Here is a 12,690-nt window from a genome sequence, read left to right on the forward strand (position 1 = left end):
CGGACGAACAGTCATGCCTGTGTTGGCAAGAACTCCAGAAAAATCCAATTGACACCCAATCATATGATGATTAGCGTGGGCATCCATTGCGAACGGCTTTCGTGTCGTTTCATTTTTATTTTCACCGGGCGGTGAGGTACCCATGTCCAGCAGTTTTCACGCGTCGACGGTTGATTGGCTGGGGTGCTGGATTGCCGCTGGCCAGGTGAAGCCCGGTCAGACCATCAAGGTTGAAGCCGACTTGGGCGAGCAGCTTGGGGTCAGCCGTACGGTCATCCGCGAAGCGATCAAAACCCTGGTCGCCAAAGGCATGCTCGAAGTCGGGCCGAAGGTCGGCACGCGGGTGTTGCCGGTACGGCGCTGGAACCTCTTCGATCCACAAGTCGTCGGCTGGCTGTCGCGCAGCGGTTTGCCGGAAAACTTCGTCGACGACTTGCTTGACCTGCGTCGTACCATCGAGCCGATGGCGGTGCGTTGGGCCTGCGAGCGCGCGACGGTGGAACAAGTGCAAGCCGTGCTTCAGGCCTACAACGCGCTGGAACGAGCCGTAGACAGCGGCATCGATTACAACCGCGCCGACCAGTTCTTCCACGAGTGCATCCTCGCCGCCAGCCACAATCAATTCATCGAACAAATGGTCCCGGCCCTCGGCGCGCTGCTGGCGGTGTCGTTCGAAGTGTCTGCCGCCGACCCGGACGAACTGCGCCGAACCTTGCCGATTCACAAAGACATGGCCGACGCCATCGCCGCCCGGGATGCTGCGCGGGGTGTGTGGGCCTGCATGACCCTGATCGATAACGCCGACCTGGCGATCAAACGGTTTTACCCCCAAGTCATGGCCGACAAGAAGGCAAGCTGACCAGGCTCGCTCCCACATAAAAGCATAAAAAGGAGGTTTCATGACGTGGACTGCGGTTACCGAACACCGTGCGCGACTCGGTGAAGGTCCGTTCTGGGATGCACCGACCCAGGCGCTGTACTGGGTCGATATCGCCGGCCAACAGGCGCTGCGATTGATCGGCGCCAATGTGGAAATCTGGCAGATGCCGGAACACGTGTCCGCATTCATCCCCTGCGAAAGTGGCGATGCCCTGGTGACATTGAGCAGTGGGGTTTATCGGCTGGACCTGAACTCTCCCGGCCTGGAGCCTCGGCTGACCTTGCTCTGTGTGGCCGATCCGCAACCCGGCAATCGCGCCAACGAAGCCCGCTGCGATGCCTTGGGCCGGCTCTGGCTGGGCACCATGCAAAACAACATCGGCGAGCAGGGCGAAGATTTGCCGATCGTGCGCCGCTCCGGTGGCCTGTTTCGCATCGACCGCGATGCTCGGGTCACGCCGCTGCTTCGAGGGCTCGGCATCCCCAACACATTGCTATGGAGCGACGACGGCACAACCCTGTATTTCGCCGACAGCCTCGACGGTACGTTGTACCAACATTTCATCCATACCGACGGCAACCTCGACACCGCCTGCGTCTGGTTTGGCCCCCACGAACGGGGTGGCCCCGACGGCTCGGCGATGGATGCCGAGGGCTATATCTGGAACGCCCGCTGGGACGGCAGTTGCTTGCTCAGGCTGAGCCCGGACGGTCATGTCGATCGGGTGATCGAACTGCCTGTCAGTCGCCCCACCAGTTGCGTGTTTGGTGGCGAAGACTTCAAAACCTTGTACATCACCAGTGCGGCGAGCCCGCTCAACCATCCATTGGATGGTGCGGTGTTGTCGGTTCGAGTCGATGTGCCCGGAAAGCCCTGTCAGAGATTTGCAGGCTAAATCCCAAAATATGGGATGCAAAATTATATATTGAGATTTGTTGGTGGCCGGGTTTATAGTCGGCCCCATCAGTTACACGCACTCACACTTAAAAAAACAAAACAGGTGAAGTGATGCAGCGATATTCCACCGTCCTCCCTTGGGGTGACAGTGCTTCAGGCCGCCCCGGCGCCCGGGCGTTTGCACGCCTGCCTGCCTATTCCAAAAAGCCTTTTGACCGGACATCGACAGATGTCCGGTTTTCGTCGTGCCCTCGAACAGGAGTGTTGATCCATGGCTGAACCCCTTTCCTTGCCACCGGTGCCCGAACCGCCGAAGGGTGAGCGCCTCAAAAACAAGGTCGTGCTGTTGACCGGCGCCGCTCAGGGGATCGGCGAAGCGATTGTCGCGACCTTTGCGTCCCAGCAAGCCAAGCTGGTCATCAGCGATATCCAGGCCGAGAAAGTCGAAAAAGTCGCGGCGCATTGGCGTGAACAAGGCGCGGATGTCGTGGCGATCAAGGCCGACGTATCGCGCCAGCAAGACCTGCACGCCATGGCCAAGTTGGCCATTGAGCTTCACGGTCGCATCGACGTGCTGGTCAACTGCGCCGGGGTCAACGTGTTCCGTGATCCGCTGCAAATGACCGAGGACGACTGGCATCGTTGCTTCGCCATCGACCTGGACGGCGCCTGGTATGGCTGCAAAGCCGTGCTGCCGCAGATGATCGAGCAGGGCATCGGCAGCATCATCAACATCGCCTCGACCCATTCCACTCACATCATTCCCGGCTGCTTCCCGTACCCGGTGGCCAAGCATGGCTTACTCGGGCTGACCCGCGCCTTGGGCATCGAATACGCACCCAAGGGCATTCGCGTCAACGCCATCGCGCCGGGCTATATCGAAACCCAACTGAACGTCGACTACTGGAACGGCTTTGCCGACCCTCATGCCGAACGTCAACGGGCCTTCGACTTGCATCCACCGCGCCGCATCGGTCAGCCAATCGAAGTGGCGATGACTGCCGTGTTCCTGGCCAGCGATGAGGCGCCATTCATCAACGCTTCGTGCATCACCATCGATGGTGGTCGTTCGGTCATGTACCACGACTGAATAACTTGGGTTTCAGGCGCAAAACTACGCCTGAAATACAATCATCATACGATATGACTATTGGCTACATGCTTCGACCGCAGTATTGGCTTTCAACTAACGCTCAAAAAAAATAACAAGGAGTCAGCTTATGAAACGTCGTCGTGGGATCCGTTCCCTGTGCTGTGCCGCTTTGGCGGTCACCGCGGTCAGCCTGAGCAGTACGTTGCTGGCGGCCGAGGAAGTGAAGATCGGTTTTCTGGTCAAGCAGGCCGAAGAGCCCTGGTTCCAGACCGAGTGGGCCTTCGCTGAAAAGGCCGCCAAGGACAAGGGCTTCACCGTCATCAAGATCGCTGTGCCTGATGGCGAGAAAACCCTTTCGGCCATCGACAGCCTGGCGGCGAACGGCGCCAAGGGCTTCGTGATCTGCCCGCCGGACGTCTCCCTCGGCCCGGCGATCATGGCCAAGGCCAAGCTCAACGGTTTGAAAGTGATCGCTGTCGATGACCGTTTCGTCGATGCCGGCGGCAAGTTCATGGAGGACGTGCCATACCTCGGCATGGCAGCTTTCGAAGTTGGCCAGAAGCAGGGCGCCGCCATGGCCGCCGAAGCGAAAAAACGCGGCTGGGACTGGAAACAAACCTATGCGGTGATCAACACCTTCAACGAACTCGATACCGGCAAGAAACGCACCGACGGTTCGGTTAAAGCCCTGGAAGACGCCGGGATGCCGAAAGACCACATTCTGTTCTCGGCCCTGAAAACCCTCGACGTACCTGGCAGCATGGACGCCACCAACTCGGCGCTGGTGAAGCTCCCGAGCGGGGCGAAAAACCTGATCATCGGCGGGATGAACGACAACACCGTGCTGGGCGGCGTGCGCGCCACCGAAAGCGCCGGTTTTGCCGCGGCTAACGTAATCGGCATCGGCATCAACGGCACCGATGCCATCGGCGAATTGAAGAAAGCCAACAGCGGCTTCTTCGGCTCGATGCTGCCGAGCCCGCACATCGAGGGCTACAACACCGCCAGCATGATGCACGAGTGGGTCACCACCGGCAAAGAACCGCCGAAATACACCGCCATGGACGACGTGACGCTGATCACGCGCGACAACTTCAAGCAGGAACTGGAAAAGATCGGCCTGTGGAATTGAGGGTCGGTTGATTTCATTGGCGGCCCCGGCGACGGGGCCGCCTGATCGGTGTGATGAGGTGGGTTATGCACGCACACGTACAAACAGATGAACAGCGCATTGGCGGCAGCCTGCGCTTCAACGGGATCGGCAAAACCTTTCCCGGGGTGAAGGCGCTGGACGGCATCAGCTTCGTCGCGCATCCGGGGCAGGTTCACGCCTTGATGGGCGAGAACGGCGCCGGTAAATCCACACTGCTGAAGATCCTCGGCGGTGCTTACACGCCGAGCAGCGGCGACCTGCGGATCGGCGAGCAGACGAGGGTCTTCAAATCCACTGCCGACAGCATTGGCAGCGGGGTCGCGGTGATCCATCAGGAGCTGCACCTGGTGCCGGAAATGACCGTGGCCGAGAACCTGTTTCTTGGGCATCTGCCGGCAAGTTTCGGCCTGATCAATCGCAGCGTTTTGCGGCAACAGGCACTGGCCTGCCTCAAAGGCCTGGCCGATGAAATCGATCCACAAGAGAAAGTCGGGCGATTGTCCCTCGGTCAGCGGCAACTGGTGGAAATCGCCAAGGCGCTGTCCCGTGGCGCGCATGTGATTGCGTTCGACGAACCCACCAGCAGCCTGTCGGCGCGGGAAATCGATCGCTTGATGGCAATCATCGGGCGCCTGCGCGACGAAGGCAAAGTGGTGCTCTACGTCTCCCATCGCATGGAGGAAGTGTTCCGTATTTGCAACGCGGTAACGGTGTTCAAGGACGGTCGCTTCGTGCGCACCTTCGAGGACATGAGCGCGCTGACCCATGACCAGTTGGTGACGTGCATGGTCGGTCGCGACATTCAGGATATCTACGATTACCGCAGCCGCCCGCGTGGCGCGGTGGCGCTCAAGGTTGACGGTTTGCTGGGGCCGGGTTTGCGTGAACCGGTGAGTTTCGAGGTGCACAAGGGCGAGATTCTGGGTCTGTTCGGCTTGGTTGGCGCGGGCCGCACCGAGCTGTTTCGCATGCTCAGCGGACTTACCCGCAACACGGCCGGACGCCTGGAGTTGCGTGGACATGAACTGAAACTGCGTTCACCGCGCGATGCCATTGCGGCGGGGATTCTGCTGTGCCCCGAGGACCGCAAGAAGGAGGGCATCCTGCCGCTCGCCAGTGTCGCCGAGAACATCAACATCAGTGCTCGTGGTGCTCATTCCACCTTCGGTTGCCTGTTGCGCGGGCTGTGGGAAAAGGGCAACGCCGACAAGCAGATCAAGGCGCTGAAGGTGAAGACGCCCAACGCGGCGCAGAAAATCATGTACCTGTCCGGCGGCAATCAGCAGAAGGCGATTCTCGGTCGCTGGCTGTCGATGCCGATGAAAGTCCTGCTGCTCGATGAGCCTACACGCGGCATCGACATCGGCGCCAAAGCCGAGATCTACCAGATCATCCACAACCTGGCCGCCAGCGGTATTGCGGTGATTGTGGTGTCCAGCGACCTGATGGAAGTCATGGGTATTTCCGACCGCATCCTGGTGCTCTGCGAAGGCACGATGCGCGGCGAACTGACCCGCGAACACGCCAATGAATCCAACCTGCTGCAACTGGCTTTGCCACGCCAACGCGCTGCCGACGTGGCGAACTGAGAGGTGACTATGACCATCCAAAACAACGCTCTGCCAACCCCGCGCAAACCGCTGGACCTACGACGCTTTCTCGATGACTGGGTAATGCTGCTGGCGGCCGTCGGGATCTTCGTGCTCTGCACCTTGCTGATCGACAACTTCCTGTCGCCGCTGAACATGCGCGGTCTGGGCCTGGCGATTTCCACCACCGGGATTGCCGCCTGCACCATGTTGTATTGCCTGGCGTCGGGGCACTTCGACTTGTCCGTGGGCTCGGTGATTGCCTGCGCCGGCGTGGTCGCGGCGGTGGTGATGCGCGACACCAACAGCGTGTTCCTCGGCGTCAGTGCGGCGCTGGTGATGGGGCTGATTGTCGGGCTGATCAACGGGATCGTGATCGCCAAGCTGCGGGTCAATGCGTTGATCACCACGCTGGCGACCATGCAGATTGTTCGTGGCCTGGCTTACATCTTTGCCAACGGCAAAGCGGTGGGCGTGTCCCAGGAGTCGTTTTTCGTCTTCGGTAATGGCCAGTTATTCGGTGTGCCGGTGCCGATTTTGATCACCATCGTTTGCTTCCTGTTTTTCGGCTGGCTGCTGAATTACACCACCTACGGGCGCAACACCATGGCCATCGGTGGCAACCAGGAAGCGGCGTTGCTGGCTGGGGTAAACGTTGACCGAACCAAGATCATCATCTTCGCCGTGCACGGGGTGATTGGTGCATTGGCCGGGGTGATTCTGGCGTCGCGCATGACCTCGGGTCAGCCGATGATTGGCCAGGGTTTCGAGCTGACAGTGATCTCGGCCTGCGTGTTGGGCGGGGTGTCGCTGAGTGGCGGGATCGGGATGATTCGGCATGTGATTGCCGGAGTGCTGATTCTGGCGATCATCGAGAATGCGATGAACCTGAAGAACATCGATACCTTCTATCAGTACGTGATTCGCGGTTCGATCCTGTTGCTGGCGGTTGTGATCGACCGACTGAAACAACGCTGATTTTCCCGGGGGAGCGGGATGCCCGGCACATGGATACTGGATGTGCCGACGCCTTCGCGGGCAAGCCTCGCTCCTACAGTACCGTGCAGATCCCCCTGTAGGAGCGAGGCTTGCCCGCGAAAGCGGTCTGTCTGTCACACAATCCAGCCACAAAATATCCCTTGCTCGCCCTAATCCCTTTCGGTTATCACTTTGTACATGGTTAGACAGGTACGATTTGACAAGAAACAACGGATTATCGATGAGCTTGTCCGGCGCATCGAAAGCGGCCTCATGGAGGACGGCTTGCTATTGCCGGGTGAACATCAGTTGGCTCAAGAATTCAAGGTCAGCCGCGGCACGCTGCGTGAAGCCCTGGCCGAACTGAAACGGCGTCACTACATCGCCACGCAAAGCGGAGTCGGTTCCATCGTTACTTACGACGGCGTAGTGCTCGATCAGAGCAGCGGCTGGGCCCAGGCACTGGCGGACAGCGGGGCGTTGATCAATACCGAAGTGCTGCGACTGGAGGCGGTGACCCGTCCTGACCTGCTGTCGCGGTTCGGCACCGATCAATTCATCACCCTCGACCGTCGCCGGCGCGCCACCGACGGTACGCTGGTGTCTCTGGAACGCGCGTTAATGCCCGCGACCGGAGGCCTGGAAGGCCTGCCGCGAGTGGGACTGATTGATAACTCCCTGACCATCACGTTGGCTGCCTACGGCTATGTCGGCGAGCACGGCGATCAGTGGATCGGTGCCGAACCCTTGAACGCCGAAGACGCCGAACTGCTCGGGCGCCCGGTCGGCACGGTATTTCTCAAGGCCCTGCGCACCACCTACGACCGTCAGAACCGTTTTATGGAGCAGGTCGAAAGCCTGCTCGATCCGGTGCACTTTCGTCTGCATTTGCAGTTTGGAGCTCCAAAATGACCGCGCTCAACCGTGCCCTCGGCGCGTTCTATGGACTGGCCCTGGGCGATGCGCTGGGCATGCCGACCCAATCCCTGAGCCGCGCCGACATCAAGGCGCGCTTCGTTGAAATCACCGATCTGCAAGACGCCGGCCCCGATCAACCGATTGCCGCGAACTTGCCCAAAGGTTCTATCACCGACGATACCGAGCAGGCGATTCTGGTCGCTCGGTTGTTGATCGAGGGCGAGGGCCGGATCGAACCGGCGGTACTGGCCCAACGATTGATCGAATGGGAAGCCGGGATGCAGGCCAAGGGCTCGCAAGACTTGCTCGGCCCTTCGACCAAACGCGCGATCGAAATGATCCTCGCCGGCCACTCGCTGGAAGAGGCGGGGCGCTATGGCACCACCAATGGCGCAGCGATGCGCATCACCCCGGTGGGGATTGCGGCCGATGTCGCCGATCCAGAGCGTTTCATCCGCGCCGTGGTGCAAGCCTGTCAGGTGACCCACAACACCACGCTGGGAATTGCCAGTGCGGCGGCGGTGGCGGCAGTGGTTTCCGCCGGGATCAACGGCATGGACCTGGGTGAGGCGTTGAACCTCGGCCAGCAATTCGCGCAGCAGGCAGAAAGTCACGGCCACTGGGTCGCCGGCGGGCGGATTGCCTCGCGCATCAGTTGGGCGCGGAGTATCGGCATCGACAGCGACAAGGCGTTGCTGGCGGATTTGCTGTACGACGTGATCGGCACTTCGGTGGCCTCACAGGAATCGGTGGTGGTGTCGTTTGCGCTGGCCCAGCAAGTGGCCATCGGCGAGATGACGGCCTTCGAAGCGCTGTGCATGGCCGCGAGCCTGGGCGGTGACACCGACACCATCGCGGCGATGCTCGGCGCCATGCTCGGGGCCTGTCTGGGGCTTGAGAGCTGGCCGATGGCGATGATCGAGCAGGTTAAAGCGGTTAACTCGTTGGAGTTGGAACCGTTGGTAAAAGGACTGTTGGCTTTACGTTGACTGGACTGGCCCCATCGCGGGCTTGCCCGCGATGAACACGCCGCATACTTGAATTTTTCACCCGCAATGGAACGCACAAACACGGGCAGGACGGCCGGCTGTTGTTTTGTCCTCCGAGATTGCCCACACCATAACAATTGCAAGGAGCATTTTCATGAGTTCATCGAACGCCGGGCAAAGCGCCGGACAACTGGAAACCCGTGGTATAGAACCGGTACCGGAGGGGGAGTGCAACGGTCATCCGCTGCAACTGTTCTGGGTCTGGTTCGCGGCCAACATTTCCATTCTCGGCTTGCCGTTGGGTGCCACGCTGGTGGCCTTTCGCGGCCTGGCGATCTGGCAAGCGATCATCGTCGCGATCCTTGGTGCCGCCGGTTCTTTTGCGGTGGTGGGGATCATCTCCATTGCCGGTCGTCGTGGCCGCGCACCGAGCCTGACATTGTCGCGGGCGATCTTCGGCGTACGCGGCAATATCGGCCCGACGCTGGTCTCGCTGATGTCGCGCCTGGGTTGGGAAACGGTCAATACCACCACCGCCGCGTTCGTCCTGCTGTCGTTGTGCTCGATAGTGTTCGGCTCGCCGGTGGAAGCCAAAAGCGCACCGCTGCTGACCCTGGTGTTCATCGCGATTTTCGTGCTGCTGACGTTGTCGGTGTCCGGTCTCGGCCACGCCACATTGTTGGTGATCCAGAAATGGGCAACCTATGTGTTCGGTGCGCTGAATATCCTGGTCGGTGGTTTCCTCTGCGCGACCATCGATTGGAGCGCCGTATTCAATGCCACGCCAGCACCGCTGAGCGCGATGATCATCGGCATCGGCACCATGGCCGCCGGTACCGGGATCGGCTGGGCCAACGCCGGCGCGGACATGTCGCGCTACCAGCACCGCAGCGTCAAAGCGGTGCGCCTGGTGGCGTCGGCGGCGTTCGGTGCGGGGATTCCGCTGGTGCTGCTGATCACCCTTGGCGGTCTGCTGTCGGTGGGTAACAACGATCTGGCCTCGGCCACTGACCCGATTGTCGCGATCCGCGACATGCTGCCGAGCTGGATGGCGGTGCCGTACCTGATCACCGCGTTCGGCGGGCTACTGCTGTCGAACAACCTGTCGGTGTACTCCGCCGGGCTGACCACCTTGACCCTCGGTCTGAAGGTCAAGCGCGTGTACGCGGTGGTGGTCGATATCGTGGCGATCTTCGCCGGCTCGATCTACTTCATGCTGATCGCCGAGAGCTTCTACGGTCCGTTCATTACCTTCATTTCCTTGCTGGCGGTGCCCATCACGGCGTGGGTCGGAATCTTCGTGGTCGACCTGATCCATCGTCATTACTACAGCCCCAAGGACCTGCTGGACGTCAGCCCGAGCAGCGCCTACTGGTATCGCGGCGGCGTCGAATGGCGTGCATTCGGTGCGTGGGCGGTGGCGATTGTGTTGGGTTTCAGCTTCACCACCATTGGCACCACTGAACAAGATGTCTGGTTCCGGGGCTTCCTGTCCGACTCCTGGCTGGGTCACAACGGCCTGGGCTGGATCGTGACGTTCGTGGTGGCTGGCGGGATTTACTGGGTGCTCGGCGGCGCCAAGGACCGTCGTACCGCGTTGCTCGAGCCTGCGCATGTCTAGGCTGCTGCACACCGGCCAGGTCATCATCGACCTGGTCATGGCCGTGGACAAATTGCCTCATTCGGGCGGTGACGTGCTGGCGCAATCCGCCCGTTTCGAGGCGGGCGGCGGTTTCAATGTGATGGCCGCGGCCCGACGGAACGGCTTGTCGGTGGTCTACCTCGGGCGCCATGGCAATGGCCGTTTTGGTGATCTGGCCCGGGAGGCGATGACGGCAGAAGGCATTCGGATCGGCATCGCTCACCGTGCTGAGCGCGACACCGGGTTGTGTGTCGCACTGACTGAAGCCTCGGCCGAACGCACGTTCATTTCCTACATCGGTGCCGAAGGCGAATTGACCGCCGAAGACCTGGCGAGTGTGCCGGCCGAGGCGGGCGACTTTGTCTATGTCAGCGGCTACAGCCTGCTGCATGCCGGCAAGGCTCAGGTGCTGGTGGATTGGGTGCTGGAGTTGCCGGACGGGATCAAAGTGGTATTCGATCCGGGACCGTTGGTGGATTCGCCGGACGCACCGCTGATGAAGGCCTTGCTGCCGCGCATCGATCTGTGGACCAGCAACCGTGTCGAGGCGCTTCGGTTTACCGGGGCGTCGGACACTGCCGAGGCGTTGAATATTTTGGCGGATCAGTTACCGACGGACGCCCTGATGGTGGTTCGCGATGGGCCGCAGGGTTGCTGGATCAGCCAGCATGGCGACCGTCAGCAGGTGCCGGGATTCAAGGTCTCGGCCGTCGACAGCAACGGTGCGGGGGATGCCCATGCCGGGGTGTTTGTGGCCGGGTTGGCGCAGGGCTTGTCGGCGGCTGAAGCGGCACGGCGGGCGAACGCGGCAGCGGCGTTGGCGGTCACTCGTTGGGGGCCGGCGACTTCGCCGGGGGCGGTGGAGGTGGACGCGTTGATCCGCGAAACTTTCAGCGCCTGATCAGCCGCCATCGGCCCTCAAATTCACCCTTAATCCTGACTTTCAACCCGCCTTGCGCAACGCCTCGATCAACTCTTGCTTGCGCATGCTCGAGCGCCCCGGAATCTTCTTCGCCCGGGCTTCCCTCATCAGGCTGTCCACCGTCTGGGTATCGCGTGACGCCTTGCTGTTGCGCGGTTTGCCCTCACGGGTGGCGACGGCACGGCGGGCTGATTCCTTGCGATCGGCAGACTTGGCAGCGGCCGGTTTCTTGCGTCCCGAGCCGCCGGCGCGCTCACCGCCACCCGACTGCTTGTTTACCGTCGCCCAGGCGCGGGCCTCGGCTTCATCTTTCGACACGCCTTTGCGTTCGTAGCTTTCTTCGATGTGTTCGGCCTTGCGTTTCTGCTCGGCGGTGTATTTGTCTTTGCTTCCACGAGGCATGGGATTTCTCCTGGCTATAGGAGCTGGCGCAGGCTTCGCCAGCTCCTGCTCGGTTAGTTATCCAGTTTGCGCGCCGCCTCAACCCCAGCGGCGCTGAGTTTGATCGGCAGGTTCAGCGAGTGCTCGCCGGCTTCGTTGCAGATCACATGACCGTGCTGGATCAGCCCACGCTCCTGCAGCGTCGCAAGGGTGCTGGCCACGACTTTCTCCCCCCGGTAATTGTCCAGAACCTCCTTGCCCAAGCCGCTTGGATGGGCATGCAGCAGGCGGGTCAGGACTTCTTTTTCCAGGTTTTTATCGACGTTCATGGTGACCTCTTGGTTGGGATGGACGAGTGTTGCTCCTCGCTCGCATTGGCGAGCCCTTACTCGATATTGGTCCGTCCCCGACCGGGATTGGTGCCTGATGAACGACGAGCGGTGTGGCTCTGGCTCCTCAGCCGACGCCGATTTCTTCCTTGAACAGCTCCATGAATCCCTTCAAGCGTTGATGGCGAACCTGTGCCAGACGCTGGCCGGTGGTCGTTTGGAAGCCGTCCGCCAGGTGCAGCAATTTGGTCTGGAAATGATCGAGGCAAAAGCGTTTGTCGTCGTAGTCCCGCTCGTCTGCCTCCGGGTCCACAGGGTCGTACAGCGCGCTGCCCATGCGCCCGGCAATGTAGAAGGTACGCGCCACGCCGAGCATGCCAAGCGAGTCGAGGCGGTCGGCGTCCTGGATGATTCGGGCTTCGAGGGTCGTGGGTGTGATGTTGGCGCTGAAGCTATGGGCCTCAATGGCATGGACGACCGCGGTGATTTTTGCGTCAGGCCAATCCATGGCTGTCAGCACTGTCGACGCTTTCTGCGCCGCCAGCCGTGACGCCTGGGAACGCAGCGGCGAGTTCTTCTCCACTGCCACGCAATCGTGCAACAGCACGGCGGCCAGCAGCACCTCAAGATCACCGCTTTCTTCAGCATGAAGCGTGCGCACGTTGTGCCATACCCGTTGCAAGTGCGACAGATCGTGGGCGCCATCCTCGCCAGGTTCCAGCGCATGGGGCAGCAGTTCAGAAGCCAGATTCTGCAGAGGTGCGAAAGCAGCGGTGCTCATAAATGTCCTAAGTATGAAAACGCTTTTGTGGCGAGGGAGCTTGCTCCAATGCCAGTAAGTTAAACCGTAAATGCAATCCGTAGCAGCTGCCGAGCCTGCGAGGCAGCTGCTACGGAGAGTGTGTTACGGCTGAGATTA

Annotated in this window: 13 protein-coding genes; 10 read left to right on the forward strand and 3 right to left on the reverse strand. The window is 60.8% G+C overall.

The genetic code is table 11. The annotated features are described in order from the left end of the window. The first annotated feature begins 142 nt into the window (after positions 1-142). The 10 genes from AC07V0_RS23820 to AC07V0_RS23865 all read left to right on the forward strand — a co-directional run bounded on the left by AC07V0_RS23820 (position 143) and on the right by AC07V0_RS23865 (position 11,040). The gene (locus tag AC07V0_RS23820) at positions 143-859 is read left to right on the forward strand and encodes a FadR/GntR family transcriptional regulator (protein ID WP_018926208.1); all 717 of its coding nucleotides are present in this window, start codon (positions 143-145) and stop codon (positions 857-859) included. Between the two features lie 40 nt (positions 860-899). After that, complete coding sequence (locus AC07V0_RS23825) at positions 900-1,775, forward strand: SMP-30/gluconolactonase/LRE family protein (RefSeq protein ID WP_018926207.1); 876 nt, start codon at positions 900-902, stop codon at positions 1,773-1,775. Positions 1,776-2,048: 273 nt separating this feature from the next. After that, positions 2,049-2,867 carry an SDR family oxidoreductase gene (locus tag AC07V0_RS23830; RefSeq protein WP_018926206.1) on the forward strand — a complete coding sequence of 273 codons (819 nt, stop codon included), beginning with the start codon at positions 2,049-2,051 and terminating at the stop codon, positions 2,865-2,867. A gap of 130 nt (positions 2,868-2,997) precedes the next feature. Next, positions 2,998-4,002: a substrate-binding domain-containing protein gene (locus AC07V0_RS23835; RefSeq protein WP_018926205.1), complete on the forward strand. Its 1,005-nt coding sequence runs from the start codon at positions 2,998-3,000 to the stop codon at positions 4,000-4,002. A gap of 65 nt (positions 4,003-4,067) precedes the next feature. Then, positions 4,068-5,612, forward strand: a complete 1,545-nt coding sequence (araG, locus tag AC07V0_RS23840; RefSeq protein WP_019650447.1) for an L-arabinose ABC transporter ATP-binding protein AraG — start codon at positions 4,068-4,070, stop codon at positions 5,610-5,612. Between the two features lie 9 nt (positions 5,613-5,621). Next, complete coding sequence (araH, locus tag AC07V0_RS23845; RefSeq protein ID WP_018926203.1) at positions 5,622-6,590, forward strand: L-arabinose ABC transporter permease AraH; 969 nt, start codon at positions 5,622-5,624, stop codon at positions 6,588-6,590. Positions 6,591-6,788: 198 nt separating this feature from the next. Beyond that, positions 6,789-7,502 carry a GntR family transcriptional regulator gene (locus AC07V0_RS23850; RefSeq protein WP_026286427.1) on the forward strand — a complete coding sequence of 238 codons (714 nt, stop codon included), beginning with the start codon at positions 6,789-6,791 and terminating at the stop codon, positions 7,500-7,502. Next, positions 7,499-8,497, forward strand: a complete 999-nt coding sequence (locus AC07V0_RS23855; protein ID WP_192350905.1) for an ADP-ribosylglycohydrolase family protein — start codon at positions 7,499-7,501, stop codon at positions 8,495-8,497. Before AC07V0_RS23850 ends, AC07V0_RS23855 begins: the two co-directional genes overlap by 4 nt. Before the next feature lie 154 nt (positions 8,498-8,651). Continuing rightward, complete coding sequence (locus AC07V0_RS23860; protein ID WP_018926200.1) at positions 8,652-10,118, forward strand: purine-cytosine permease family protein; 1,467 nt, start codon at positions 8,652-8,654, stop codon at positions 10,116-10,118. Beyond that, positions 10,111-11,040: a PfkB family carbohydrate kinase gene (locus AC07V0_RS23865; protein ID WP_192350907.1), complete on the forward strand. Its 930-nt coding sequence runs from the start codon at positions 10,111-10,113 to the stop codon at positions 11,038-11,040. Before AC07V0_RS23860 ends, AC07V0_RS23865 begins: the two co-directional genes overlap by 8 nt. 42 nt (positions 11,041-11,082) lie before the next feature. On the opposite strand, the gene AC07V0_RS23870 is transcribed toward AC07V0_RS23865, so the two are convergent. The 3 genes from AC07V0_RS23870 to AC07V0_RS23880 form a co-directional block, all read right to left on the reverse strand. Then, positions 11,083-11,463 (reverse strand): Rho termination factor N-terminal domain-containing protein, encoded by a 381-nt coding sequence (locus AC07V0_RS23870; protein ID WP_018926198.1) that lies wholly within the window; start codon positions 11,461-11,463, stop codon positions 11,083-11,085. Positions 11,464-11,516: 53 nt separating this feature from the next. Continuing rightward, positions 11,517-11,771 carry a hypothetical protein gene (locus AC07V0_RS23875; protein WP_018926197.1) on the reverse strand — a complete coding sequence of 85 codons (255 nt, stop codon included), beginning with the start codon at positions 11,769-11,771 and terminating at the stop codon, positions 11,517-11,519. 127 nt (positions 11,772-11,898) lie between these two features. Further along, positions 11,899-12,552 (reverse strand): HD domain-containing protein, encoded by a 654-nt coding sequence (locus tag AC07V0_RS23880; RefSeq protein ID WP_111455359.1) that lies wholly within the window; start codon positions 12,550-12,552, stop codon positions 11,899-11,901. Positions 12,553-12,690: the final 138 nt, after the last annotated feature.

The organism is Pseudomonas sp. GW821-FHT01E10 (assembly GCF_059422365.1).